This is a genomic window from Bradyrhizobium sp. CSA112 (assembly GCF_029051645.1).
Lineage (GTDB): Bacteria > Pseudomonadota > Alphaproteobacteria > Rhizobiales > Xanthobacteraceae > Bradyrhizobium.
Genome location: NZ_JAACFS010000001.1, coordinates 479,086 through 503,954, shown reverse-complemented (window position 1 = coordinate 503,954; position 24,869 = coordinate 479,086). Strand labels below are relative to the sequence as shown.

Sequence of the window (24,869 nt, the reverse complement as noted above, 5' to 3'; positions counted from 1 at the left end):
TCCTACTCTGCGGCGAGCGGCATCGTGGCGTTCTGAATGATCCGCCAGATCCGGTTCGGCGTCGCCGGCATGTCGACGTGAAGAACGCCGAGATGCGACAGCGCATCGACGACGGAGTTGATAACGGCCGCAGGCGATCCGATGGTGCCGACCTCGCCACATCCTTTCACGCCCATCGGTGTGTGCGTGCAGAGCGTGGAGTGGGTCTTGATCGTCATATTCGGCAGGTGATCGGCACGCGGCATGGTGTAATCCATAAACGACCCCGACAGCAGTTGCCCCGAGACGTCGTCATAGACGGCGTTTTCATACAAAGCCTGGCCCACGCCCTGAACGATGCCGCCATGCAACTGTCCTTCGACAATCATCGGGTTGATGACGGTGCCGACGTCGTCGACCGCGGTGTATTTCTCCAGCGCCACGATCCCCGTCTCGGGATCGATTTCAACTTCGGCGATGTGGCAGCCGCCAGGATAGGTGAAATTGACCGGATCGTAATAGGCCTGCTCCTCCAGTCCAGGCTCGAGGATTTCAAGCGGATAGTCGTGCGGCACATAGGCGGCGCCGGCGATTTCCTGGAATGTCTTGCTGCGGTCAGTACCCGCAACCGAAAAGACCCCGGCCTCGAACTGAATATCGTGTTCGCTGGCCTCGAGCAGGTGCGCCGCGATCTTCTTGCCCTTCAGGACCACCTTATCACTCGCCTTCGAGAGCGCAGCGCCGCCGACAACCAGCGATCGCGAGCCGTAGGTGCCCATGCCGAACTGCACGCGGTCGGTATCGCCGAACACGATGTCGACGTTGTCGAAAGCGACACCGAGCTTCTCCGACACGATCTGCGCGAAGGTGGTTTCGTGCCCCTGCCCGTGATTGTGGGTACCGATCAGCACCGTCACCTGTCCGGTCGGATGCACCCGGACAGTGGCGCTTTCGTAGAGGCCGCCGCGGGCGCCGAGGCGCCCGGCAAAGCGCGACGGCGCGAGGCCGCAGGCTTCGACGTAGGTCGAATAGCCGAGGCCGCGGAACTTGCCGTCGCGTTCCGACGCCGCCTTGCGTTCCGCGAAGCCTGCGACATCCGCTTCTGCAAGCGCGCCCTCGAGGCAGCCCATCGGATCGCCGGAATCATATTCGACGAGCACCGGCGTCTGATACGGATAGGATTCCTTGGCAATGATATTGCGACGGCGCAATTCGACGCGATCGATGCCCATTTCTTTGGCCGCCACATCCACCAGCCGTTCGACCACGAACGTCGCCTCCGGCCGCCCGGCGCCGCGATAGGCATCGACCGGCACCGTGTTGGTGAAGACCACCTTCACGTTGCAATAGATCGCAGGCGTCGTGTAGACGCCACTCAACAATGGCCCATAGAGATTGGTCGGGATGTTGGGGCCGAAGGTGGAGAGATAGCCGCCCATATTGGCCAATGTGACGACCTTCAGCGCAAGGAATTTTCCATTCTGGTCCAGCGCCAGTTCGGCCTCAGTGACGTGATCCCGGCCGTGCCGGTCGGAGATGAACCCCTCCGAACGGTCCGCCACCCATTTAATCGGACGGCCGACCCGCTTCGCCGCCCAAGTGATCACGGCCTCCTCGCCGTAGTGGAATTGCTTGACACCGAAGCCACCGCCCACATCGGGCGCCACCACGCGCATTTTCTGCTCGGGAATCTTGAGCACCAGGGCGCTCATCAGGAACCGCACCACATGCGGAAACTGGCTCGTGGTCCACAGCGTATAATGGCCGGTCCCGCCATTAGACTCGGCGACTGCCGCGCGCGGCTCCATCGGATTGCCGATCAGCCGATTGTTGACGAGGCTGAGACGCGCCACATGCGCGGCCTTCTTGAACGCCGTCGCGACGGCGACCTTGTCGCCGAGCTCCCAGTCGCAGCAGAGATTGTTCGGCACGTCGTCGAACAGTTGCGGCGCGCCCGGACGAACGGCCTCGAGCACGCCGACGACGGATGGCAGCACTTCATAATCGATTACCACCGCTTCTGCGGCCGCGCGCGCGAGCTCCAGCGTATCGGCAATCACAAAGGCCACCATGTCGCCGACGAAGCGCACCTTGCCCTGCGCCAGCATCGGGAACGGCGGCTCCTTCATCGGCAGGCCATCCGAGCCATGAATGCCCCAGCCGCAAGGCAGCGAACCAAGCCCGTCGGCCGCGACGTCGTCACCGGTCAGCACGGCATGGACGCCCGGCAGCGCCAGCGCGGGCACCTTGTCGATGCCACGGATCACCGCGTGGCCATGCTGAGAGCGAATGAACACGCCGAACGTCATGTCGACCCGCTTGATGTCGGCGACGTAATTGCCCCGGCCGGTCAGAAAGCGGAAGTCTTCCTTGCGGCGCGGTGCAGCGCCAATCCCGATCACGTTCGACATGACTATTCTCCGCTTCCCGGCGCATGCATGGCGGCTGCACCGGCCAACACTGACGCCACGATGTTCTGATAGCCGGTACACCGGCAGATATTACCCTCGAGGCCGCGGCGGACCTCGGCTTCGGTGGGCGTCGGATTTTTCGTCGCCAGCGCCACCGCTGTCATCAACATGCCCGGGGTACAGAAGCCACATTGCAGGCCGTGATTTTGATGAAACGCTTCCTGCATCGGGTGCAGCGCGTTGGAACCACCCGGCCCGGACAGGCCTTCGATCGTCGTCAGCGTGCCCCCGTCGAGTATCGGCGCGAGCAAGGTGCAGCTCTTGACCGCCTCACCATCGAACAGCACGACACAGGCACCGCACTGGCTGGTATCGCACCCGACATGGGTCCCCGTCAGGTTTAGGTTCTCGCGCAGCAGATCGGCGACCAGCGTCGATGGCTCGATCTCAACCGTCCGCGACCGGCCGTTGAGTGTGAAACTGACTATCATGGGTGACCTCCCGTCATGAACGACATCAGGCGAGAACACGGGCGCGGCCCGCCGACCAGGTGGCCAGCAGGACGTCGCCAACATTGAAGGGATCGCGGAAAAAGATTCGTTCCGGAACGTAGGCGACAAAATCCTCGTCCGGCACCGTGTCGAGCATCACCTTGACGAACGAGCCCTGATATTCGATCGCTGTGACCCGACTCGGCAGCGCTGTCGCGCCGTCGTCGGGGCTGCCAGCATCGGCGCGCACCAATTCAATATCGTCGCGCCGCACCGCCAGGTCGATGCGGTCGCCCACGGCCACTCGTGCCTCGGTGCCCAACCGGACCTGGATTCCGCTGCGGTTCGGCTGAGAGAGCACGACAAACCTGTCGCCGACCTTCTCGACCTTACCCGAAAGCACATTCTGCCCGCCCAAAAATTCCGCAACATAGCGATCGCGCGGATAGGCATAGACATCGCGTGCCGGCCCCGATTGTTTGATCTTGCCTTTTTCCATCACCACGACGATGTCGGCGAGCGCAATCGCCTCGAGCTGAGTGTGAGTGACGTGAATGAAGGTGATCCCGAGCTCGCGCTGCATGCGCCGCAGCTCCTGCCGCATCTGCACCCGAAGCTGCTCGTCCAATGCAGACAGCGGCTCGTCCAGCAGCAGCACCCGCGGCTCGGTGATCGCCGCGCGCGCGAGCGCGACGCGCTGCTGCTGGCCGCCCGATAGATTGGCCGGCAAGCGATCCGCCAGCTCAGTCAGGCGCACCTTCTCCATCATCACGTCGGCGGCCTTGTAGCGCTCGGCCTTCGACTGCCCGCGCACCCGCAGCGCAAATGCGATGTTGTCGCGGACGGTGAGATGCGGAAACAGCGCGTATGACTGGAACATCATCGCGGTGCGCCGCTCGACCGGCGCCAGTCCGGCGACATTCCCGCCGCCGATCACGATCTCGCCTGCGGTAGGCTCCTCGTGCCCGGCAATCATCCGCAGAATCGTCGTCTTGCCGCAGCCGGAAGGCCCGAGAAAGCAGCAATAGGCGCCGTCGGGAATCCTGAGATTGACGCCGTCGACCACGTTGGTGACGCCGTCATAGCTCTTGCAGAGACCTGCCAATTCGATATCGCCGGCGCCTGCGCGCATTCCAAGACCTCAATGACCTGTCGCGCGTACACCACGGCGCTTGTTGATGACGATGATGGCGCCGATGCAAGCGCCGATGATCACGAACGATACAATCGTAGTGACGGTACCGAGCGCGTATAGCGACGGCGAAGTCACGTTGAGCGTCATGCTCCATATCTCGAGCGGCAGGGTATTGAGCGAGCCGGAGGTCTGCAGCGTGCGGGCGAATTCGTCGTAGGAGAGCGTGAAGCCGAACAGCGCGACCGCGACGAGGCCCGGCGCCAGTACGGGAATCACCACCAACCTGATGGTTTGCCAGCGGCTGGCGCCTAGATCCCGCGCTGCCTCTTCCCACACGCTGTTGAAGCGGGACATTACGGCGAACATCACCAGCACGCCAAACGGCAGCGTCCAGGACAGCTGCGCGCCGAGCGCCGACGTGTACCAGCTCGGGCTGATGCCGACCCACTGGAACAACAGGCCTATGCCGAGGCCGAGCACCAGCCCGGGCGCCACAAGGCTGCCGATCATCAGGTAGAACACCGCCGTGTCGCCGAAAAAGCGGCGGCGAAACGCCAGTCCCGCCATTAGTGAAACAACGAGCGTGATTACCGTTACCAGCGCCGCAAGCTTGATCGAGCGATCGAACGACCCCTTGACGTCGCCGGTGCGGACCTGCGTGAACAGATCGATGAACCAGTGTAGCGAATGACCCTTCATCGGAAATACCAGGCCGCCGCGGATATCCTGAAACGACAGGATATAGATGCAGATCATCGGCCCGTAGAGGGCGGCGACGTAGAGCGTGAAAACAACCGCGAGTGCGTAGAAGGTCCAGGGGCGGCGGTCGCCGCGCGCGACAGCGGAAATGCGCCGGGTTCTGATCATGGGCAAATCAGCCTCGCCTAGAGCGACCGTCATTGCGTGATCTCCCGGCGGATATCGACGACGCGCAGGATCAGGGCGATCATGGCAATGAGAACCAGGGTCAGCAACATGGCGCTCGCCGCCGCAATCGGATACTGCAGCACGCCGACATTTTCGTAGAACGCGCTGACAACCGAGGCGGAACCGCCGCCGGACATCACCTTGACCACGAAGAAGTCGCCCATCACGATGGAGATAACGAAGGTCGATCCGAGCGCGATGCCGCTCTTCGACATCGGAATGATGATGTATCGCATCACGTCGAGCCGGCTGGCACCGGCGTCGAGCGCCGCCTCCACCACCCGCTTGTCGATGCGCGCCAGCGAATTGAAGATCGGCACCACCATGAAGATTGTTAGCTGGTGCACATAGGCGATCACGACCGCGAGCCCGGAATAGAGCAATACTTCAAAGGGCTCACGGATCACGCCGATTCCGAGCAGCGTCGAGTTGACCAGCCCTTCCTTTCCCAGCAGCGGAATCCAGGAAATCATCCGGATGATGTTCGAGGTCCAGAACGGGATCGTGCAGACCAGAAACAGGCCGATCGCGAGCAGCTGGTTCTTGACGTGGAAGACGAGAAAATATGCGACCAGGAAGCCGATGATCAGCGTGAAAAGCCAGGTCAGGATCGCAAATTTTAGCGTCGTCACATACAGCAGGAATGTCTGCGCCGATGTGAGCACGTCGACGTAGTTCGCTAGCGTAAACGCCGGAAGCAATCCACCGAAGCCATCGGTCTCGAAGAAGCTCGCGACCAGCACGACAAGTGTCGGTAGCAGGAAAAACGGGACCAGCACCAGCATCAGCGGCGTCACGTACAGCCATGCACTCAAATTTGGTCGCTGCATTACCTGGCCTGACTGGACTTCATTCTGGATCTTTCGGAACGGCAGTTTGCGGCCTGCCGACGCCGGCAGGCCAGTTCGCCTCAGGCGATCTTGAAGTCGTTCCAGCGCTTGTTCATGTAGGCCGCTTCATCCATCAGCGTGTTCCAGCAAGAGATGTTCTTGACCCGATCGAGGAATGAACCACCGTCACGTCTGGTGCCGGCCTTTTCCATCGGCACGCCATAGGGATCGTTGATGACCGAGGGCGCAGGCTTGCCGTCGTACCAGAAGTCCCACTCCGCCGCGGTCAGGAACTTCCTGGCTGTCGACGGCACCGGGCTGTAATAGCCGTAACGACCGACGAAGCCGCCCTGCCAGCCTGACAGGTACCAGTTGAGATATTCGTAGGCCGCATCGAGCTTCTTGCCCGACAGGTGCTTCATCAGGCCCATGCCGTTGCACCAGCCGCGATAGCCTTCCTTGCCGTTCTTGACGTTGACCGGCGCGTAGACGCAGGGAATTTCCTTGACGCGGACGGCAGCGACGGCTGGTGACCACATCGACTGGATCACGACCTCGCCTGCGGCCATCAACTGCACCGACTGGTCGAAGGTGGTCCAGGTCGCGCGGAACTGGCCCGCCTTCTTAAGTTCGATCAGCTTGTCGCAGGTGAAATCGATCTCCTGCTTGGTCATGTTGCCCTTGTTGCCGTACTTGATCAGGCCGGCGCTTTCGAAGCAGAGCGCGGCGTCCATGATGCCGATCGCCGGGACATCGAGGATCGCCGCCTTGCCCTTGAACTTAGGATCGATCAGATCCTTCCATTCGGTCACCTCGTGACCGACGAGATCGGGGCGATAGCCGATCGAGTCTGCATTGTAGACTTGTGGCAGGAAGGTCGCCCATTCGGTGACGCCATCATGCAGCTCGGTTGCGTTGGGCTTTGCGATATACATCGCCTCATACGGAGAAATGCCCTGCCGCGGAATTTTGTGGCCGTCGATCTCGCCCTTGGTGAAGATCGGCAGGATGTTGTCGAATTCCTTGATCTTCTTGACCTCGATACCCTGGATCACGCCGCGCTTGGCAGCGAGCTTGGCCTGCCATCCCTCGAGGTCGGCGATATCGACCGAGTCGGGCTGGCTGATGAAGCGGTTGATTGCGGCCGACGTGTCGAGGTTCTGCATAGTGACCTTAAAGCCGAGGTCCTTTGCGGCCTGGTCTCCGATCGCCTTGACCACCGAGTATGAAACGCCGACATGCCTCAATTCGATGTTCTTGATTTCCTGCGCCCAGATGGTCGGAAATCCGCTGATTGCCTCGGAGCCGATTGCTGCTCCGGTTACCGCCGCGCCAGCCTTGAGAACGGCGCGTCTTGAAATGCCGTTATTCTTCGCCGGAGGCCCGGGCAAAGCGCCTTTCGCATCACCATTGTCATCACTAGACATCGTTCTCTCCGTCCGCGGGTTGATGGACCAGCCTGCTCATCCAACCGGCTCGTTTCGCGGCCGTGTTGATGATGAAACGTAGCGACGGAGAAATCGGATTGTAAAATCGGAAGTTAAAATGCCACGTATAAGGCCGACTAATGGAAATAGCGGCCTGCTCAATGTGGCAGCACGCCCATCTACAATTTGATCTTTACTTTGGAAGAACGACCGACGGCAAGCTCCCACCTGACTGCCGTCTGCCCGCCACTCGTTGAATATCTGGAGGCGCTCTTAGTCGCTCGTTCCGATCTGGCTCGCGGCGATCGACCAGGGGCTGGACGGCAACGCCTATATTCTGCCGGGTCTCGGCGAAGCAGGCGACCGTGATAACGGCATCAAGTAGGTCGGCGAGCGCCGCGAGCCAGGGGATCAGTGAGAGGGTCCGCGCGCTTCCGGCAGGGCCTTGAGATGGCATGCCACCCATTGACCGTCTTCCGTCGACCGCAGCTCCGGCTCTTCCGTCCGGCAGCGATCGAACACGAATGGACACCTGGTGTGGAAGCGGCAACCGCTGGGCGGATTGATCGGGCTCGGCACGTCGCCTTTCAGGATGATCGGATTACGAATGGCACCGGGCTCCGGCACCGGAACGGCTGACAGCAGAGCTTTGGTGTAGGGATGCCTCGGCGCGGTAAAGATTTGCTGCCTTCCCGCCATCTCGACGATCTTGCCGAGATACATGACGGCAACGCGGTGTGTCATGTGCTCGACAACAGCCAGATCGTGGCTGATGAAGAGCAGTGCGAGACCGAACTCCCGCTGCAGATCCTGCAACAGATTGACGATCTGCGCCTTGACGGAGACGTCGAGCGCCGAGACCGCCTCGTCGCAGACGATCAGTTCGGGTTCCGCGGCGAGTGCCCTAGCGATGCCGATGCGCTGGCGCTGGCCGCCTGAGAATTCGTGAGGCCGGCGGCCCAGCGCGTCGCGCGGCAGGCGCACGATGTCAACCAACGCCGCGACCTTCGCATCGAGTTCGGCGGCAGATTTGGCGAGCCCGAAATTGCGGATCGGCTCGGCCAGGATATCGCGGACACGCATCCGCGGATTGAGGCTGGAGAACGGATCCTGGAACACCACCTGCACGCGGCGGCGCATGCCGCGCAAGCCCCCAGGCGAAAGATCGTCGATCCGCTGGCCAGCCAGCACTACCTGGCCGGCGGTGATGTCGAACAGCCGGAGGATCGCCCGGCCGACCGTCGACTTGCCGCAGCCGGATTCGCCGACGAGAGACAGGGTCTCACCACGCTCGACCTCAAAGGACACGCCATCCACGGCGTAGACCCAGTTGGACTTGCGGCTGAGCAAGCCGCCGCGGACCGGAAAATGCTTCTTGAGGTCGTTGACCTGGAGCAGTGGGGCCCTCATGCCGCGGCCGCCTCCTTGCGCGCATAGTGGCAGGCCGCGATGTGACGGGGTCCCTTCTCTTCGAGACCCGGCGCAAACTGCCGACAGAGATCGGTCGCCAGCGAACATCGCCCGGCGAAGACGCAGCCCTCGATCCGCCCCTTGAGACTGGGTACCTGGCCGGGGATTTCGGCGAGCCGCCGCGCCGCGCCTGTCAGTGAGGAGCCGAGCTTGGGCACCGCGCCGAGCAGGCCTTGCGTATAGGGATGACGGGGCGAACGGAACAGCTCGGCCACCGGCGCTTCCTCAACCTTGCGGCCGGCATACATCACCATGACGCGCTCGGCGATCTCAGCGACCACGCCGAGATCGTGGGTGATCAGAACGATCGCCGCGCCGACACGGCGCTTGAGGTCCAGCATCAGTTGCAGGATCTGCGCCTGGATCGTGACGTCAAGCGCTGTGGTCGGCTCGTCGGCAATCAGCAGTTTGGGATTGCAGGCGAGCGCCATGGCGATCATCACCCGCTGCCGCATGCCGCCGGAGAGCTGATGCGGATATTCGCGCACGCGACGCACAGGCTCGGGGATGCCGACCAATGTCAGCATCTCGATGGCGCGCGCCTCGGCGGCCTGCTTGTCCAGCCCCTGATGCATCCGCAGCGTCTCGCCGATCTGACGGCCGACCGTCAGCACCGGGTTCAGGCTTGTCATCGGCTCCTGGAAAATCATCGAAATGTCGTTGCCGCGAATGGCGCGCATCTCTCGTTCGGAGAGTTGCAGCAGCTCCTTGCCCTGGAAACGGATAGAACCGGCGATCTTGCCGGGGGGCTCCGCGATGAGCCGCATTAGCGACATCGAGGTAACCGACTTGCCGCAGCCGGATTCGCCGACGATGGCCAGCGTCTCGCCTTCGTTGACATGGAAGGAGACGCCGTCGACCGCCCGGTTGATACCCTCGGGGGTGCGAAAATGGGTCTGCAGATCATGCACTTCGAGCAGCGCCATCAGGTCAAAACCTCATCGGAAAGCCGGTACGCACTTTTCCGGATCATGCTCTACAAGCTCTTGGCCATTCGCGGATCTAGCGCATCACGCAGGCCGTCGCCGAGCAGGTTGACGGCGAGCACGGTGACGGACAGAAACACGGCGGGAAAGAACACGATGTAGGGCTTGACCTGCCACAGCGCCCTGCCCTCGGCCATGATGTTGCCCCACGACGGAATGGTAGGCGGCGTGCCGGCACCGATGAAGGAGAGGATCGACTCTACGATCATGGCGCTGGCGCAGATATAGGTTGCCTGGACCAGCATCGGCGCCAGCGTGTTGGGCAGGATGTGGCGCAGGATGACCATCGGCGTTCGCGTTCCGGAGGCCGTGGCGGCATCCACATAGGGCTGCTCGCGCAGCGACAACACGACACTGCGCACCAGCCGCGAGACGCGCGGGACTTCGGCAATCGTGATGGCCAGGATAACGTTGCCGACGCTCGCGCGTGTCAGCGCCATCAACGCGACGGCGAGCAGGATCGGCGGGATCGACATCAGCCCGTCCATGAACCGCATCAAAATGCTGTCCGCCCATCGCACGAAGCCCGAGACGAGACCGATGGCCAGACCGGCGAGCGAGGCCAGTACCGCGACCGACAGGCCCACGGTGAGCGAGACCCGTGCGCCGTAAAGCACGCGCGAATAGATGTCGCGGCCCAGCAGGTCGGTGCCGAACCAAAAATCCGCGGAAGGCAGGCGCGTACGCTTGGCGGGCGCGAGCGCAGTCGGGTCGACGGTTCCGAGCCAGGGCGCGAAGATCCCGACCAGGACGAGGCTGAGCAGCAAGGCGCCGCCGATCGCAACCGTTGGATGACTGCGCAGGAAGCCGAATATACCGCGTCGGATGGCCACCGGCAGCAGTAGGTCTGGCAGTTGCGGCGCAATGACAAGGCCCGGCGGCACCGGTGCCGTGCTTGAGGTGGAAATGATCAATAGCGGATCCTCGGATCGACCAGGGTGTAGGTGACGTCGACCATCAGGTTGACGAGCACATAGAGGAAGCTGAACAGCAGGACGATGCCCTGGATGACCGGGTAATCGCGGCGCAGGATCGCGTCGATCGTGAGCCGGCCAAGGCCCGGAATGGCGAATACACTTTCGGTCACCACCGCGCCCCCGATCAAAAGGGCGATGCCGATACCGATCACCGTCACGATCGGAACGGCCGCGTTTTTCAGCGCGTGAACGAACAGAATGTTGCGCTGGCCGAGACCTTTGGCGCGGGCGGTGCGGACATAATCCTGCTGCAGAACCTCGAGCATGGAGGCGCGGGTAATGCGCGCGATCAGCGCAATGTAGACGGAGCCGAGAGCCAGGGCGGGAAGAATGAGGTTCTGCAGCCACGGCCAAAGGCCTGCTGCCAACGGCGTGTAGCCTTGAACGGGAAGCCATTCGAACTGCAGCGCGAACACGTAAGCAAGAACGTATCCGACGACAAAGACCGGAAGCGAGAAGGCGAACACGGCGAACGCCATGATGGTGCGGTCCACCCAACTTCCTGCCTTCCACGCTGCCGCCACGCCAAGCGGCACCGCGACAAGGATGGTCAGGACGAGCGTAATCGCCATCAGCGAGAACGTCGGCTCGATGCGTTGCGCGATCATCGAGGCGACCGGCAGGTTGGTGAAGATCGAGGTGCCGAGATCGCCATGCAGGATATGCCAGAGCCAAGTCCCGAACTGGACCAGAAACGGCCGGTCGAGGCCGAGGCCCTGGCGAATGCGCTCGACGTCGGCGGGGCTCGCCTGGTCGCCTGCGATCACCGCCGCCGGATCGCCCGGTGCGATGTAGAGAAGACTGAAGACGAACAGCGCGACGATCCCCATCACGGGCAAGGTCGAGAGAATGCGCCGGAGGATATACGAGACCATGTGGGTTACTGCACCGTCATGCGGTCTTCGATACGCCCCAGAAGAAGGGCAGCGGTCCCTTTGCGATACCGGCGACGTTCTTGCGCCACGCCGTGTAGCTCAGGAAGAAGCCGGTCGGCGCATAGACAACATCCTCCATCGCCGCTTTGTTGAGGCGCTTGGCCGCAGCCTTCTCCTCGTCGAGATTTTTGGCATCGAACCATGCCGTGACTTCCTTTTCCACGACCTCGCTCGTGGGCCAGCCAAACCATGCCTTGTCGCCATTGGCGCGAATGGCGTTGTAGGCGGCGGGACTGATACAGTCCGCGCCGGCGTGCCAGGTGTGAAACATCCCCCAGCCGCCCTGGCCCGGCGGCGTCTTCTGGGCGCGGCGAGAACCGACCGTGCCCCAATCGGTCGCAACGAAGTCGACATTCATTCCGATTTGCTTCAACAGATCAGCGGTGACATCGCCCTGCGCCTTGGTGATCGGTTGATCCTGCGCCACGACGCAGGTGACCGGCTGGCCTGAATAGCCGCTCTCGGCCAGCAGCTTCTTGGCCATTGCGAGATCGCGTTTACCCTTCAGGATCTCGCCACCCTCCTCCGTGTAAAGCGGCGTCTCCGGCGTAAAGAAGCCCGGCAGCGGCTTCCAGAGCGCGGTATCGTCACCGACCAGCGCGCGCATGTAGTCTTCCTGGCTCAGCGCCGCGAGCACGGCACGTCGCACTTTCACATCGTTGAAGGGCGGATGCAGATGGTTCATCCGGAATGAGCCGATGTTGCCGAGCGGATCGGCGATGTCGACGTTGATGTTGCGGTTCTTCTTGAGCGACGGCACGAGATCGGTGATGGGACTCTCCCACCAATCGACCTCGCCATTCTGAAGTGCTGCCGCCGCCGTGGCAGGATCCGGGATCACCACCCACTCGATGCGGTCAACCAGCATCTGCTTGCCGCCGGCGAGCCAGGACGTCTTCTCCTGCCGCGGCGTGTAATCGGCAAACTTCTCGAACACTGCCTTGGCGCCGGGCACCCACTCTCCCTTTGCGAACTTCATGGGGCCCGAGCCGATATATTCGGGGATCTGCTTGAACGGGTCGGTCTGGGCGATGCGCTCCGGCATGATGAACGCGCAGGGCGTGCTGTTCTTACCCAATGCCAGCAGCATCTTCGGATAAGGCGCCTTCAACGCCCATTTGAAGGTCCGATCGTCGACGGCGGTCAGTTCGTTCTGGATTGCCTTAAGCATCAGGCCCATCGGATCGCGGGCCGACCAGCGTGCGAGGCTCGCGACCACATCCTTGCTGCGCACCGGCTCGCCGTCGTGAAACTTGAGCCCCGGCCGGAGCCGAAAGGTCCAGACCAGCCCGTCGTCGGACACCTCCTCGGACTCAACCATCTGGCGCTGCGGCTGCAGCGTGGCGTCGAGGCCATAGAGGGTGTCCCAGACCAACGCGGCGGCGTTGCGCACCACGTACTGGGTCCCCCAGATCGGATCGAAATTCGCGAGGTTGGCCTGCGGCACAAAGCGCAGGGTGCGCGCGGCGGCACCTTGGGCAAGCGCCGGCATCGAAAGGCCGCCCGTCGCCGCCAGGCTGCCTACCCCGGCCAATCCCTTCAACACAGTCCTGCGATCCATGGAGTTCTCCCAGTCTCGGGTTGTCATGGCGGTTCCGGCCAATTCATTGGCCGATGGTTCGATGCCGCGTGAGGTGAAACGGGCCAGTCAAACCGATGCCAATCAGTCTCCTGTTTCTTGCAAGCCGTATGCCAGCACGGCCCGCTCGCGCGGCTGCCAATTTCCGGCTGCCCACATTCATTTGCGGCTCTGCCTAGCCTGCAAGCCGTTCGAACTTCGACGATTGCTTCGGGTGCCACCAACGGCCGGCAATCACGACGCCGTCGGACACGATCTTGCGGTCGCCGATCATCTGCTCGCCAACGGCGTCGACATAATCGAACTGGCCCTGCTGAACCGAGATGAGCGTGGCGTCTCCCGCGCTTCCCGGCTTGAGGCTGCCGAGTTCGGGACGCCGCAGCGCCATAGCCGCATTCACCGTCGACGCCGCGACCACATCGGAGAGCGGCATGCCCATGCACAGAAATTTGGACATGGTCGTCGCCTGATCAAAGGCCGGCCCGTCGATGCACAGGGTGTGGACATCAGATGAAATGGTGTCGGGATAGAAGCCGTTGGCAAGCATCGCGCGGGCGGTCTTGAAGGCGAATGAGCCTTTACCGTGGCCGATGTCGAACAGCACGCCGCGTTCGCGCGCCTCCAGCACCACCCGCTTCACCGTGCCCTGGGCGGTGGCGGGCGTATTGGGAAACGGCCGGAACGCGTGCGTGAGAACGTCGCCCGGACGCAGGCGGGCAAGCACCTCCTCGTAGCTCGGGGGCGGATGGTCGATATGCGCCATCAGCGGCATGCCGACCTCTTCGGCGACCTCGAGCGCAATGTCGAGCGGCACGATCCCCGAGGTGCCCGAAGCATGGAGCCCGACCCGCACCTTGATGCCGACGATGAGGTCGCGGTTGGCCTCCGCCACCTTGACGGCGTCGACCGGATTCATCAGGCGCATCTCCTCGCTCTCGCCGACCATGACCCGGTGCGAGAAGCCATAGATGCCGGCGTGGGAGACATGTAGATAGGCCAGAATGCGGACCTGGCTCTGCTCGATCACATGCTTTCGGAAGCCCGCGAAATTACCCGGCCCGGCGCTGCCGGTGTCGACCGCCGTGGTGACGCCGGAGGTGCGGCAGAACTCCTCGGCGTCGATACCGAGCGAGGTGCCGCCCCAATAGACGTGAGTGTGCAGATCGATCAGGCCGGGGGTGACGATGTAGTCAGACACATCGCGCACATCGGTTCCTGGATCGGCCTTGAGTTCGTTTCCAATCATGGCCACCTTGCCGCCCGCGAAGGCAACGTCCGTCCTGGCGTCGAGCTTCTGGGACGGGTCGATCACCCGGCCGCCGCGCAGGATCAAATCGAAAGGCATTGTTATCTCCTGAAATGAAGGAAGCAGCGCGAGGCCGCCTCGCCCATCCACGAAAGCGTGGGCACCGATGAGCCGTCAACCATTGAAGGCCGCCTGGGCTTCCGGCAAATCCCAGATCTTGCCGATCGCGGCTGACGCAGCCGACATCATTGCGGTCTCGTCGCCGTGAATGTATCGGCCCGCATCGATCAGCATACGCCCGTCGACGATGACCTGATCGATGTTGGCGCGGTTGCCGAGCGCGACCAGCCCGCGCCGCGGATCGAACAGCGGCTGCAAATGGGGATGGGTCAGGTCGACGACGGTGAGGTCGGCGGTTGCGCCCGGCGCGATCGTCCCGAGGTCCGGCCGCTTGATGACCGCCGCCGCAGTTGCGGTGACTGACTCGATCAGGTCAGGTGCGTTGGCTACATCAGCGCGAGCGGACGCAATCTTCGAAATCATCGACGCGGCGTTGAGTTCGCCGAGCAGGTCCATGTTGTAGCCGTCGGTTCCGATCACCGTCCGGACGCCGTGCTCTGCGAACCGGCTGAACGCCGCGGTAACGCCTGAGCGCGCAAAGACGCGCGGACAGTTCAGCACCGTAGCGCCCCTCGCCGCCATCAGCTTCAGATCGCCATCGGTGCTCGCGATGCAGTGCGCGGCCATGAGATCAGGCGCCAGAAGGCCAAGCCAGTCGAGATATTCGGCCGGCGTGCGACCGCCGTGACGGCTCCCGATGGTTGCGACTTCGGCCTGGCTTTGTGCGAGATGGGTGGTGATGGGAATGTCGAGTTCGCGCGCACGGGTGGCACACGCCCGCAGCAAATCCGGCCCGCAGGTGTCGGTCGCGTGCGGGCTCATCGCAAGGCCAATCCGGCCGTCGCCACGCCCGTTCCAGCGCTGATAGAGTGCGTTCCAGGTGTCCATATCGGCTTGGCCGTCATCGCCCGCGTAATGCACCTCGCCGTCCGGCCCCGCCTTGGCATCCGAGGTCGAAAACAAATACGGCGCGCCAAAGAAGCGGATGCCCATTTCCTCGGCGGCGTCGAACATCTCAGGGATGGTGTTGCGGAACGGTTCCATCACCGTGGTCGCGCCGCCCTTCAGCAATTGCAGAATGCCGAGCCGCGCGACCGCGAGCCGTTCTTGCGGTGACAGCAGGTCGGCGCCGCGCTTGGTTAGCGGCAGCAATACTGTATAGACGATGCTCTGATTGTTCCTCCGACCATTGCCGTCCTCGGTGTGCGTCCGGGCGACAGCTTCGCTGAAGCAGTGATTATGCAAGTTCATGAGGCCGGGCAGCACGAAACGGCCCGGTCTGTCGAAGACCTCCGCGGCGGACGGCCGGTCGTGCGTGACGGCGGCGATCCGCCTGCCCTCCAGCAGTACCCAATGATCGCGCAGCACCTCCTGCGCGCCATCCCTGCGCGACAACACATAGCTGCCAAAGATCGCAATGGTGCTCATGCTGGCTTCACATTCCAGAACACGGCCGTACCGTCGAGGATGCCGGTGATGTTCGAGCGGTACGCGGTCGGCTGTTTGTATTGACCGATCGGGAAGTAAGGAATCTCCTCGAACGACAACGCCTGGATATCGCGGCAGATACTCTGTTGTTCGGCAAGGTTGACGGCGGCGAGCCACTGGCTTCGCAGTGCGCCCATCTTCTCACTTTTATACCAGCCGGCCGTCTTGCTGTCGCCGCGCAGGTTAGAATTGCCGGCGGGGTTCAGCCAATCGATGCCTTGCCAGTTGCCGACGCCGGCGCTCCAGCCGCCCTGGGCGACGGGATCCTTTTTCAACTGCCGCTGCAACACTACGCCGAAATCCATTCCGGCATATTCGACATTCATGCCGGCCTGCTGCAGCATGTCGGCTGCGATATCGCCGAGCGGCTTTTGTGCAACCGAGTTGGTGGGAACGAGCAGCACCACCTTCTCGCCATTGTAACCGGCGGCTTTCAGATCGGCCTTGACCTTGGCCATGTCGCGCGGCCCGCGGAACACATTGAGGCCGACATCGCTCGCCATCGGCGTACCCGGCGCAAAGAAGCCGATCGGCGAGGACTGATGGGCGGGATCGTCGCCCGCGACCGCCGTCATGAAAGCGGACTGGTCGATTGCACCCAACACCGCGCGGCGAATGGCGGGATTATCGAACGGAGGCTGCAGATGGTTCACGCGCAGCATGCAGGTGTAACCCCGTGGATCGAGAATCCGCGTGGTGATGCCGCTGGTACGCTTCAGCACCGGCAGCAAATCGTGCGGCGTTGTTTCCTGCCAATCCTGCTCGCGGGTTTGCAGCGCAGCCACCCCTGTCGCCGCATCCGGCATCGTCGTCCAGACCACGCGGTCGTAATGAACGATCTTGGGACCGGCAGTCCAATCGGGCTTGCCGTCCTGCCTGGGCAGATAGCGATCGAAGCGGGCGTACACGTTGCGCGCGCCCTGCACGCGCTCATCCGCCACAAAGCGGAACGGACCGCTGCCCACGACCTCGGCCAGCGGCTTGAACGGATCCTGGCTCGCCAGCCGCTCCGGCATCATGAACGGTGCCTGGATCGCGGCCTTGCCGAGCGCTGCAGACAGCAGAGGGAAAGGCCTGCTCAGCCGAAAGCGGATGGTGCGGTCATCAGGCGCCGACAGTTCGTCCGCTGCGGCCATCAACTCGGCGCCAAAGCCGTCGCGAGCCGCCCAGCGGCGAATGCTCGCGACGCAATCGCGCGCCAGCACCCGCTCGCCGTCATGCCATAGCAGACCGTCGCGCAGCGTAAGATCCCACTGCCGCTCATCGTTGGACACGACATGACCGGACACCATCTGAGGCGAGACCTCGAGTGCCGAATTCATGCCATAGAGCGTGTCGTAGACCATGAACCCGTGATTCCGGGAAACCTGCGCCGTTGAGTAGATCGGGTCGACAAAGGTCAGATCGATCACCGGAATAAAGCGCAGCGTGGTCTGCGACTGCGCCCGCAGGATTCCCGGCAGCGACAACGCCGGCGCTGCGGCGGCAGCCTTCAACAGTGAACGACGGGAAACGAGCATCGATGGCTCCTGGGATATTTGATCGGCGCGGTTCTCAGAGGGCAGCTTCGTGACTGCTGAAATTCGCCGCGATCGCCTCTCCGGTCGTGATCCACAGATCGGGGCAGGATTTGGCATAGGTGAGAAATTCCCGCAGCAGCCGAAGCCGCATCGGACGGCCGCTGCATTGCGGATGCAGTACGGTCGTCACCATCGCGCCCCAATCCCTGACCTCATCGAGCTCATCCTTCCAGATCGAGAGCACATGCTCCTTCGGAAAGATCGGCCGCGGGCTGAATCGGGCGGACAATCCGTGCATCCAGTCGTCGTAGCTTGCGGTCACCGGAAGCTCGATCGTGCCCGGCCGGCCATCTGCGAGGCGATGGCGGTAAGGTCGCACGTCGTCGCGAAATGACGAGGTGTAGACGATACCGTGGCGCACCAGCGCCACCCGCAACTCTTCGGTGAATTCGCCGTAAGGTGCCCGATAGCCGGTCGGCTTGACGCCAAGCCTCCGCTTCAGCGCCTCAAAGCCCCGCTCCAGTTCCTCCTCGATCCAGGGATCGCCCGGATCCGGCAGCAAATGGTGGTAGCCATGATGGCCGATTTCATGGCCCGCCTTGAGGATGGCCTCCGCCATGGCGGGATGCGCATCCACCGACCAGCCGGTGACGAAGAACGTCGCCTTCAGGTCAAGCTGATCGAGCAACTCAAGGAGTTTCGGCGTGCCGACGCGCGCCTCGTAGCCGCCATAGCTCATCGTGATGAGACGCTGGGCGTGAGCTGCGTCCTTGCTGGTCCAGGCGCTCTCCGCGTCCACGTCGAAGGAGAGGAACATCGCTGATGTATAGGGCTTGGGCCACGGATAGTCCGGGGCCGGCGGCGCGGTGTTCGCCGGAATGAGCGGAATGCTCGCAAGCGCTTTACTGTCCAGCATTGATGGTCGCCTTCTCTACGCCGTAGTCGGTCAATTTCCATTTCGCCAGCAAAGCACGGTAGGTGCCGTCCGAGATCAAGGAGTCCAGCGCCTCTACGACCGCTTGCTGCAGCACCTTCTCCTTCACGCCCAACGCAAGCCCGGTGAACTGGGCGGCGAAGACGTCGCCGACCGGGAGATAGACGCCCGGTTCGAGGTCCATCATGTAGGGAAGCGTCTCGCCACCCTGGACGGCCGCGTCGATCCGTCCCTGCCTTAGCTGGGTCCGGGCATCGGCCGATCCTTCAGTGCCAACGAATTGAATAGGATTGCCGCCGCAATGGACATCGCTCCAGGCAGCGATCAGCTTCGGAAAGGACGTGCGCCGGCTGGCACCGACCTTTTTTCCGCAAAATGCGAGCATGTCCTTGAACTCGGCGGCGCGCGATTGCTGCACGAAGAATCGGGGCCCATTGCGAAGGTAGTCGACAAAAGTCGCCGTGTCCTGCCGGCTCGCCATATCCGTCATGCCGGACAGGATCGCATCCACCCTCCCCGTCGAAATCGCAGGCATCATCTGGTCGAAACTGGTTTGCTGCCAGTCGATCTTGACACCGAGCTTCTTGCCGAGCGCTTCGCCAAGCTCGACGTCGAAACCGGTCAGCGTGTTGGTAGCGGGATCGCGGAATTCCATCGGCGGATAGTTCGGCACGACGGCGACCTTGATACTGCCCTGTTTGGCGATTTCCGGAGGCAGTTCGATCGCCATCGCCGAAGTGATAGCGGCGCTGGTGAGCGCGGCAGCGAGAAACAGTTTCATCATTAAAATCACCCTCATCAGATCACCGCGGAAAGAAAGGATTGAGTGCGGACTTCACGGGGCTTGCCCAAAACCTCCGCCGCAGGCCCGGACTCCACGATTGCGCCATGGTCCATATAGACGACCGTATCCGCCACCTCGCGTGCAAAGCCGAGTTCGTGCGTCACCACCATCATCGTCATGCCGCTGCGGGCGAGCTCCTTCATGACGGTGAGCACCTCGCCGACCAGTTCGGGATCGAGGGCACTCGTCGGCTCGTCGAACAGCATCAGCATCGGTTTCATGGCGAGCGCGCGGGCAATCGCCACGCGCTGCTGCTGCCCGCCGGAAAGCTGTGAGGGATAGGCATCGGCTTTCGCCGCCAGCCCGACACGTGCGAGAAGCTCCATGGCCTCCTCCCGCGCATCCTCGCGGCTGCGGCGCTGCACCTGCACCGGGCCTTCGGTGATATTTTCAAGCGCGGTCCTGTGCGGGAACAAATTGAAACGCTGAAACACCATGCCGGTCTTCAGGCGCTGCCGTGCGATATGCCGCTCGGTGAGACGATGCAATCGCCCACCCTCTTCCCGCACGCCCAGCAACTCGCCATCCAGCCAGATGCCGCCGCTGTCGACCTGCGTAAGCTGATTGATGCAACGCAGGAGCGTCGTCTTGCCCGATCCCGACGCTCCGATCAGGCAAAGCACCTCGCCGGCCCAAACGTCCAGCGAGACATGATTCAGGGCCTGAAACTCCCCGAAATTCTTGCTGACCGAACGGATAGCGACGAGGGGCTGGGTCATCGGGTGATCTGCAACGTGCCACGCGCGAAACGTCGCTCGAGAAGCATTTGCAGCGGCGTCAGGATCGACACGACGAGCAGATACCAGGAGCCGGCGACGATCAGGAGTTCGATTACACGTGAGTTCGCGTAATAGATATTCTCGGCGTTATGCAGCACCTCCGGATACTGGATGACGCTGGCCAGCGACGTGGCCTTCACCATGCCGATGAACTCGTTGCCAAGCGGTGGGATCACCACCCGCATCGCCTGCGGCAGGATGATCCTGCGCAGCGCGCGCAACCGTCCCATCCCTATCGCCTGCGCAGCCTCATATTGTCCAACGTCGACCGACAGCATGCCCGCCCGCATCACTTCGGACGTGTAGGCGCCCTGATTGATGCCCAGGCCGAGCAGTGCGGACAGAAACGGTGTCATGACATCGACAGCCCGGGCCGACCACAGGCCCGGAATGCCGATCGTTGGAAACACCAGCGCGAGGTTGAACCACAGCAGTAACTGCAGGATCAGCGGCGTGCCGCGGAACAGCCAAGTATAGCCGGCGGCGACGGACGCCAGAACCGGATTGGACGAGAGTCTCATGATTGCGACAACGACGCCCAGGACGATCCCGAGCGCCATCGCGAGTACCGCCATCACCATGGTGTTGGTGATGCCCTCGAGGATCACCTTCGCGGTGAGGAAGCGGCTGACATAAGTCCATTCGATCTGGCCGTTGACGAAGGCGCGACCGATCGCAGCCAGTACGACGAGAATCGCTGCCGCGGCGAGCCATCGCTGCCAATGAACCTGACGCGCGACCGTCATCTCCGAAATATCGGGGAAGCCTCCCGCAAGTGTGGGCGCCGCTCTCATTGCGTGGACGCATTCATCATCGGCTGGGCCACCGCGTTCGCGCCCAATCCGTATTTGTCGAGAATGGCCTTGTAGGAGCCGTCGGCGATCATGGCTGCGAGGTGTTGCGTCACCACCTCTCGTAGCGCCGCGTCGTCTTTCCGGAACATGATGCCTTGATAGCCGGTGGCGAACGGCTCTCCGATGACACGGTATTTCTCCACCTCCTGCTGCTGGGCGTAGGGCAGCGTCTCGGTGCCCTGCACCGCAGCGTCGATGCGACCCTGCTTGAGCTGGTTACGGACGTCGATGCTGTTCTCGCCAGGGACATACTGCACGGGGGGCTTGCCGTTCGCCTCGCAGTTCTGTTTGCTCCATTTCTCGATCTCGACCGGGAAGCTCGTGCTGCGTGTCGTTCCAACCTTCTTGCCGCAGAGATCTATGGGAGACTTCGCCGCATTTTCCGTCAGAACGAAGAACTGCGGGCCCGTCGCCAGATAGTCGATAAAATCCGCGGTCTCACGCCGCGAGCTGCGGTCCGAAATGCCGCTGATGATGAAATCAGCACGCTTGGTCTGCAATGAGGGGATGAGCTCGGCGAACGGCGTTTCGCTCCAGATAATCTTCACGCCCAGCCGCTTCGCAAGTTCGTTGGCGAGATCGATATCGAGCCCGACGAGCTGGCTGGTCGTCGGATCGCGATATTCCATGGGGGCATAGGTCGAGTTGACCGTCAGGCGCAACGTGCCCGCCTGTTTGATCGATTCCGGCAGTTCGGCGGCTTGTGCAGATGTAATGGCGAGGAGCGCGGCGACCCCAAGAAAGAACGAGAGACGTGTCATATCAGCTCCTGCGGCCCGCGACCGGCCGCTTGATGTTTAACCGCATCGAGCGTGGCCGGCTCGACGACGCCGGCACGCTCTGTGATCGCTGTGTATTGCTGCGGCCGCCGGTGCGCGGCGAAATTGAACATCTTGTCCTTGCCCTGGCGGCAGAGATCGAGGTCGAGATCGGCTACGACAATTTCGTCTGCGAGCGTTTGTGCTTCGGCGACGATCCGGCCATTGGGATCCACGATGCAGGAGCCTCCGATCAGCCCGGAACCATCCTCGTTCCCTGCCTTGGCGACCGCGATCGCCCAGGTGGCGTTCATGTAGGCGTTGGCCTGAGTCACGAGCTTGGAATGGAAGGTGCGCAGCGCGGCATCTTCGGAGATACCGCCGTTTGGATCGTAAGCTGCGGAGTTGTAGCCGACGCAAACCAGCTCGACGCCTTGCAGGCCCAGCACGCGCCAGGCTTCCGGCCAGCGGCGATCGTTGCAGATCATCATGCCCATGATCGCGTGGTGCCAGTCAGGTCCCGCTCTGAAGGCAGGAAATCCCAGATCGCCATATTGGAAATAGCGCTTTTCGAGTTGCTGATAGGCTGCATCGGCACGCGGCTTGACCGAGCCCGGCAAGTGCACCTTGCGATAGCGCCCGAGAATTTCACCATTGCTATCGACCAGAATCGAACAGTTGAAGCGCTGACCGTCCGGTGTCAGTTCGGCGTAGCCGACATAGAAGCCGATGCCGAGCGCCCGGGCGCGATCGAACAAGGACCGCACGGCCGGATTTGGCATGCCACGCTCGAAATAATGATCGAGTGCTTCGCCTTCGATAAGCCATCGCGGAAAGAAGGTCGTGAACGCCAATTCGGGAAAAACGACCAGAGTTGCGCCGCGCGCAGCCGCCTCCTCCAGCAACTTCAGCATCCGGCCAAGCGTATGCTCTCGCGAGTCCGCTTTCTGCGTCGGCCCCATCTGAGCGGCTGCGGTGCGGAACACTCGAACCAACATTGCCTCCAATCTGAGCGGACTGCTTACTCAAGAGGCGGATAATCCCGCTCCGACTGCGTTCCGGTGCAGAGGTGATTACGCGGAAGAGCAGCCCTAAACGCAATCACCCGTGCTATGATATTTTCGGTGAGACAATAACCGGTAGTTATATGAACCTGCGCCAATTGGAGATCCTGCGTGCGGTTATCCGCCATCGGACCACGGTCGCGGCGGCGGACGAACTGGCGCTATCGCAACCGGCGATCAGCAATGCGCTGAAGGCGATGGAGGCGCAGGCTGGTTTCGCGTTGTTCGAGCGTGTCAACAACCGGCTCTTCCCGACATCAGAGGCGATGGCGCTCTACAAGGAAAGCGAAGCGATCTTTGCGCTCCACGCCAAACTCGAAAATCGCGTGCGCGACTTGAGGGAGTGCCGCGCGGGCCTTCTATCAATCGTGGCGACGCCGCCGCTGGCCTACAGCATCATTCCGCGCGCTTTATCGGATTTTCTGCGCCGCCGGCAGCAGACGCGTGTCTTCTTCGATGTACGACGCTACGAAGGAATCATCGACGGCGTGTCGAGCAGAGTCGCAGAGCTCGGCTTCGCGCTTGGGCTGTCGCATCATCCGGGCATTGCGCATGAGGTGGTACATACCGGCGAAATGGTCTGCGTCCTGCCGCCGAACCATCCGCTGGCCGAACGGCCAGTCATTTCCGCTTCCGACCTTGTCGGCCGGCCCTTCATCGGGCTGGAGCGCGGCACGCGGTTGGGCGAAGCCGTGCGCGAGAGCTTTGCGCAGGCCGGCGCGCCGTTTCAGCCAACCGTCGAGGTGCGATACTGCAATACGGCTTGCGTGCTCGCGGCGGCCGGCGTCGGCGCGGCGGTCGTCGATCCGTTTTCACCGCGCCAGAGCGGAGGGCAGGATCTCGTCGTCCGGCCTTTCACGCCCAAGACGGTGGCGGTGGCCTATATGCTGTGGTCCGAGGCGGAGCCGCTATCGCGCCTGGCCAAGGCATTCCTGAATCAGGTCCGGCAGGCGAGCCGCTCGCTGGACCACGATGCCTTTTGAGCGTTGAAGCGCGTGCAACAGGGCGCGGCATCGTCAAGATTGTCCTTCATGCCGGCGAAAGCTTGCGAGGGCCTTCGGCCAAGGCCCTTGCAAGCGCGAATGCACTGTTTCCGTCGCGCCTTCACGCGACCTTCAGGGCTTCCTTGCTGTCGGCGTCCAGGAATCCCGTAAGCCGTCCCCTGATCAGCCGCTCGGCATCCGCCATGATGCGGTCGATCAATTCCTTCACCGTCGGGATGTCGCGAATGAGCCCTGCGACCATGCCGCAGCTCCAGGCGCCCGCGTCCATATCGCCGTCGATCATCACCTTGGGATAGACGCCCGCCACCTGGTCGTGAATGTCGTCAATCTTGAGGCCTTTGCCCTTCTCTCGCTCGATCTCGAGCAGGTGCTCGACGCCCTTGTTGTTCAGGACCCGCTCGGTATTCCGGAGCGCCCGCATGACTAACCGGGTATCCAGCTCTGATGCCTTGACGAGCGCATTCTTGACGTTCTCGTGCACCGGCGCTTCCTTGGTGGCGATAAAGCGCGTGCCCATGTTCATGCCGGCGGCCCCCATCGCCAGAGCCGCAACCAGGCTGCGCGCATCCGCCATGCCGCCGGAGGCGACGAACGGTATTTTCAGTTCCTCGGCCGCACGCGGCAACAGGATCATGTTGGGCATGTCGTCTTCGCCGGGGTGGCCGCCGCACTCAAAACCGTCGACGCTGACGGCATCGCAGCCGATCTGCTCGGCCTTCAGCGAATGCCGGACCGACGTGCATTTGTGGATCACCTTGATGCCGCCCGCCTTCAAGGCCGGCATGTATTGCTCGGGGCTGCGCCCGGCAGTTTCGACGATCCTGACGCCGCCCTCCCGGATGGCGGCGATGTATTCCGGATAGGGCGGCGCGGTGAAGGTCGGCAGAAAGGTCAGGTTCACGCCGAACGGCTTGTCGGTCATGTCGCGGCAGCGTGCGATCTCCTTGGCCAACAGTTCCGGCGTCCGTTGCGTCAGGCCGGTGATGATTCCGAGCCCGCCGGCATTCGACACCGCGGCAGCGAGCTCGGCGAATCCCACATAGTGCATTCCGCCCTGGATGATCGGATGTTCGATGCCGAGCATCTCGGTAATTGCAGTCTTCACGCGTGC

22 protein-coding genes and 1 pseudogene are annotated in these 24,869 nt (G+C 62.6%); 2 read left to right on the top strand and 21 right to left on the bottom strand.

What is annotated here, in order from left to right:
- Nucleotides 1-2 precede the first annotated feature (2 nt).
- The 6 genes from GWE18_RS02550 to GWE18_RS02525 all read right to left on the bottom strand — a co-directional run bounded on the left by GWE18_RS02550 (nucleotide 3) and on the right by GWE18_RS02525 (nucleotide 7,200).
- The gene (locus GWE18_RS02550) at nucleotides 3-2,390 is read right to left on the bottom strand and encodes a xanthine dehydrogenase family protein molybdopterin-binding subunit (RefSeq protein ID WP_275184218.1); all 2,388 of its coding nucleotides are present in this window, start codon (nucleotides 2,388-2,390) and stop codon (nucleotides 3-5) included.
- Nucleotides 2,391-2,392: 2 nt separating this feature from the next.
- On the bottom strand, nucleotides 2,393-2,881 hold the full coding sequence (locus GWE18_RS02545; RefSeq protein WP_275184217.1) for a (2Fe-2S)-binding protein: 489 nt from the start codon (nucleotides 2,879-2,881) through the stop codon (nucleotides 2,393-2,395).
- Nucleotides 2,882-2,906: 25 nt separating this feature from the next.
- Nucleotides 2,907-4,013, bottom strand: a complete 1,107-nt coding sequence (locus tag GWE18_RS02540; RefSeq protein WP_275184216.1) for an ABC transporter ATP-binding protein — start codon at nucleotides 4,011-4,013, stop codon at nucleotides 2,907-2,909.
- A gap of 9 nt (nucleotides 4,014-4,022) precedes the next feature.
- Complete coding sequence (locus GWE18_RS02535; RefSeq protein ID WP_275184215.1) at nucleotides 4,023-4,916, bottom strand: ABC transporter permease; 894 nt, start codon at nucleotides 4,914-4,916, stop codon at nucleotides 4,023-4,025.
- Nucleotides 4,913-5,773 carry an ABC transporter permease gene (locus tag GWE18_RS02530; protein WP_275184214.1) on the bottom strand — a complete coding sequence of 287 codons (861 nt, stop codon included), beginning with the start codon at nucleotides 5,771-5,773 and terminating at the stop codon, nucleotides 4,913-4,915. The genes GWE18_RS02535 and GWE18_RS02530 overlap by 4 nt, the downstream gene beginning before the upstream one ends.
- A gap of 80 nt (nucleotides 5,774-5,853) precedes the next feature.
- Complete coding sequence (locus GWE18_RS02525) at nucleotides 5,854-7,200, bottom strand: PotD/PotF family extracellular solute-binding protein (protein WP_275184213.1); 1,347 nt, start codon at nucleotides 7,198-7,200, stop codon at nucleotides 5,854-5,856.
- Nucleotides 7,201-7,483: 283 nt separating this feature from the next.
- On the opposite strand from GWE18_RS02525, the pseudogene GWE18_RS02520 reads away from it, so the two are divergent.
- A pseudogene (locus GWE18_RS02520) lies at nucleotides 7,484-7,585 on the top strand (uracil phosphoribosyltransferase); the annotation flags it as partial.
- 26 nt (nucleotides 7,586-7,611) lie between these two features.
- On the opposite strand, the gene GWE18_RS02515 reads toward GWE18_RS02520, so the two are convergent.
- From GWE18_RS02515 to GWE18_RS02450, 14 genes are all read right to left on the bottom strand, one after another.
- The gene (locus GWE18_RS02515; protein WP_275184212.1) at nucleotides 7,612-8,610 is read right to left on the bottom strand and encodes an oligopeptide/dipeptide ABC transporter ATP-binding protein; all 999 of its coding nucleotides are present in this window, start codon (nucleotides 8,608-8,610) and stop codon (nucleotides 7,612-7,614) included.
- Nucleotides 8,607-9,596 carry an ABC transporter ATP-binding protein gene (locus GWE18_RS02510; RefSeq protein ID WP_275184211.1) on the bottom strand — a complete coding sequence of 330 codons (990 nt, stop codon included), beginning with the start codon at nucleotides 9,594-9,596 and terminating at the stop codon, nucleotides 8,607-8,609. Before GWE18_RS02510 ends, GWE18_RS02515 begins: the two co-directional genes overlap by 4 nt.
- Nucleotides 9,597-9,646: 50 nt before the next feature.
- Nucleotides 9,647-10,567: an ABC transporter permease gene (locus GWE18_RS02505; protein WP_275184655.1), complete on the bottom strand. Its 921-nt coding sequence runs from the start codon at nucleotides 10,565-10,567 to the stop codon at nucleotides 9,647-9,649.
- Nucleotides 10,567-11,508 (bottom strand): ABC transporter permease, encoded by a 942-nt coding sequence (locus GWE18_RS02500; protein WP_275184210.1) that lies wholly within the window; start codon nucleotides 11,506-11,508, stop codon nucleotides 10,567-10,569. The genes GWE18_RS02505 and GWE18_RS02500 overlap by 1 nt, the downstream gene beginning before the upstream one ends.
- A 16-nt stretch (nucleotides 11,509-11,524) precedes the next feature.
- Nucleotides 11,525-13,129, bottom strand: a complete 1,605-nt coding sequence (locus GWE18_RS02495) for an ABC transporter substrate-binding protein (RefSeq protein WP_275184209.1) — start codon at nucleotides 13,127-13,129, stop codon at nucleotides 11,525-11,527.
- Between the two features lie 193 nt (nucleotides 13,130-13,322).
- A complete protein-coding gene (locus GWE18_RS02490) occupies nucleotides 13,323-14,492 on the bottom strand; it encodes an amidohydrolase/deacetylase family metallohydrolase (RefSeq protein WP_275184208.1) in 1,170 nt (389 codons plus the stop codon).
- A 75-nt stretch (nucleotides 14,493-14,567) separates the two neighbouring features.
- On the bottom strand, nucleotides 14,568-15,941 hold the full coding sequence (locus GWE18_RS02485) for an amidohydrolase family protein (RefSeq protein ID WP_275184207.1): 1,374 nt from the start codon (nucleotides 15,939-15,941) through the stop codon (nucleotides 14,568-14,570).
- The gene (locus GWE18_RS02480) at nucleotides 15,938-17,521 is read right to left on the bottom strand and encodes an ABC transporter substrate-binding protein (RefSeq protein WP_275184206.1); all 1,584 of its coding nucleotides are present in this window, start codon (nucleotides 17,519-17,521) and stop codon (nucleotides 15,938-15,940) included. The genes GWE18_RS02485 and GWE18_RS02480 overlap by 4 nt, the downstream gene beginning before the upstream one ends.
- Before the next feature lie 34 nt (nucleotides 17,522-17,555).
- Nucleotides 17,556-18,437 carry a polysaccharide deacetylase gene (locus tag GWE18_RS02475; RefSeq protein WP_275184205.1) on the bottom strand — a complete coding sequence of 294 codons (882 nt, stop codon included), beginning with the start codon at nucleotides 18,435-18,437 and terminating at the stop codon, nucleotides 17,556-17,558.
- Nucleotides 18,424-19,239, bottom strand: coding sequence for an ABC transporter substrate-binding protein (locus GWE18_RS02470; RefSeq protein WP_275184204.1), 816 nt, complete (start codon nucleotides 19,237-19,239; stop codon nucleotides 18,424-18,426). The genes GWE18_RS02475 and GWE18_RS02470 overlap by 14 nt, the downstream gene beginning before the upstream one ends.
- Nucleotides 19,240-19,253: 14 nt before the next feature.
- Complete coding sequence (locus GWE18_RS02465; RefSeq protein ID WP_275184203.1) at nucleotides 19,254-20,018, bottom strand: amino acid ABC transporter ATP-binding protein; 765 nt, start codon at nucleotides 20,016-20,018, stop codon at nucleotides 19,254-19,256.
- On the bottom strand, nucleotides 20,015-20,872 hold the full coding sequence (locus GWE18_RS02460) for an amino acid ABC transporter permease (protein ID WP_275184202.1): 858 nt from the start codon (nucleotides 20,870-20,872) through the stop codon (nucleotides 20,015-20,017). The genes GWE18_RS02465 and GWE18_RS02460 overlap by 4 nt, the downstream gene beginning before the upstream one ends.
- Nucleotides 20,869-21,693: an ABC transporter substrate-binding protein gene (locus GWE18_RS02455; protein ID WP_275184201.1), complete on the bottom strand. Its 825-nt coding sequence runs from the start codon at nucleotides 21,691-21,693 to the stop codon at nucleotides 20,869-20,871. The genes GWE18_RS02460 and GWE18_RS02455 overlap by 4 nt, the downstream gene beginning before the upstream one ends.
- Nucleotides 21,690-22,688 carry an N-carbamoyl-D-amino-acid hydrolase gene (locus tag GWE18_RS02450; RefSeq protein WP_275184200.1) on the bottom strand — a complete coding sequence of 333 codons (999 nt, stop codon included), beginning with the start codon at nucleotides 22,686-22,688 and terminating at the stop codon, nucleotides 21,690-21,692. The genes GWE18_RS02455 and GWE18_RS02450 overlap by 4 nt, the downstream gene beginning before the upstream one ends.
- A gap of 149 nt (nucleotides 22,689-22,837) precedes the next feature.
- Between GWE18_RS02450 and GWE18_RS02445 the strand changes: the two genes are divergently transcribed.
- A complete protein-coding gene (locus tag GWE18_RS02445) occupies nucleotides 22,838-23,737 on the top strand; it encodes a LysR family transcriptional regulator (RefSeq protein ID WP_275184199.1) in 900 nt (299 codons plus the stop codon).
- Nucleotides 23,738-23,858: 121 nt separating this feature from the next.
- Here GWE18_RS02445 and GWE18_RS02440 read toward each other — a convergent pair whose 3' ends face one another.
- Nucleotides 23,859-24,863, bottom strand: coding sequence for a nitronate monooxygenase family protein (locus GWE18_RS02440; protein WP_275184198.1), 1,005 nt, complete (start codon nucleotides 24,861-24,863; stop codon nucleotides 23,859-23,861).
- Nucleotides 24,864-24,869: the final 6 nt, after the last annotated feature.

Excerpts from the sequence above, each read along its gene's own strand:
- GWE18_RS02550 (WP_275184218.1), bottom strand. The coding sequence starts at position 2,390 with ATGTCGAACGTGATCGGGATTGGCGCTGCACCGCGCCGCAAGGAAGAC.
- GWE18_RS02545 (WP_275184217.1), bottom strand. The coding sequence starts at position 2,881 with ATGATAGTCAGTTTCACACTCAACGGCCGGTCGCGGACGGTTGAGATC.
- GWE18_RS02540 (WP_275184216.1), bottom strand. The coding sequence starts at position 4,013 with ATGCGCGCAGGCGCCGGCGATATCGAATTGGCAGGTCTCTGCAAGAGC.
- GWE18_RS02535 (WP_275184215.1), bottom strand. The coding sequence starts at position 4,916 with ATGACGGTCGCTCTAGGCGAGGCTGATTTGCCCATGATCAGAACCCGG.
- GWE18_RS02530 (WP_275184214.1), bottom strand. The coding sequence starts at position 5,773 with ATGCAGCGACCAAATTTGAGTGCATGGCTGTACGTGACGCCGCTGATG.
- GWE18_RS02525 (WP_275184213.1), bottom strand. The coding sequence starts at position 7,200 with ATGTCTAGTGATGACAATGGTGATGCGAAAGGCGCTTTGCCCGGGCCT.
- GWE18_RS02515 (WP_275184212.1), bottom strand. The coding sequence starts at position 8,610 with ATGAGGGCCCCACTGCTCCAGGTCAACGACCTCAAGAAGCATTTTCCG.
- GWE18_RS02510 (WP_275184211.1), bottom strand. The coding sequence starts at position 9,596 with ATGGCGCTGCTCGAAGTGCATGATCTGCAGACCCATTTTCGCACCCCC.
- GWE18_RS02500 (WP_275184210.1), bottom strand. The coding sequence starts at position 11,508 with ATGGTCTCGTATATCCTCCGGCGCATTCTCTCGACCTTGCCCGTGATG.
- GWE18_RS02495 (WP_275184209.1), bottom strand. The coding sequence starts at position 13,129 with ATGGATCGCAGGACTGTGTTGAAGGGATTGGCCGGGGTAGGCAGCCTG.
- GWE18_RS02490 (WP_275184208.1), bottom strand. The coding sequence starts at position 14,492 with ATGCCTTTCGATTTGATCCTGCGCGGCGGCCGGGTGATCGACCCGTCC.
- GWE18_RS02485 (WP_275184207.1), bottom strand. The coding sequence starts at position 15,941 with ATGAGCACCATTGCGATCTTTGGCAGCTATGTGTTGTCGCGCAGGGAT.
- GWE18_RS02480 (WP_275184206.1), bottom strand. The coding sequence starts at position 17,521 with ATGCTCGTTTCCCGTCGTTCACTGTTGAAGGCTGCCGCCGCAGCGCCG.
- GWE18_RS02475 (WP_275184205.1), bottom strand. The coding sequence starts at position 18,437 with ATGCTGGACAGTAAAGCGCTTGCGAGCATTCCGCTCATTCCGGCGAAC.
- GWE18_RS02470 (WP_275184204.1), bottom strand. The coding sequence starts at position 19,239 with ATGATGAAACTGTTTCTCGCTGCCGCGCTCACCAGCGCCGCTATCACT.
- GWE18_RS02465 (WP_275184203.1), bottom strand. The coding sequence starts at position 20,018 with ATGACCCAGCCCCTCGTCGCTATCCGTTCGGTCAGCAAGAATTTCGGG.
- GWE18_RS02460 (WP_275184202.1), bottom strand. The coding sequence starts at position 20,872 with ATGAGAGCGGCGCCCACACTTGCGGGAGGCTTCCCCGATATTTCGGAG.
- GWE18_RS02455 (WP_275184201.1), bottom strand. The coding sequence starts at position 21,693 with ATGACACGTCTCTCGTTCTTTCTTGGGGTCGCCGCGCTCCTCGCCATT.
- GWE18_RS02450 (WP_275184200.1), bottom strand. The coding sequence starts at position 22,688 with ATGTTGGTTCGAGTGTTCCGCACCGCAGCCGCTCAGATGGGGCCGACG.
- GWE18_RS02445 (WP_275184199.1), top strand. The coding sequence starts at position 22,838 with ATGAACCTGCGCCAATTGGAGATCCTGCGTGCGGTTATCCGCCATCGG.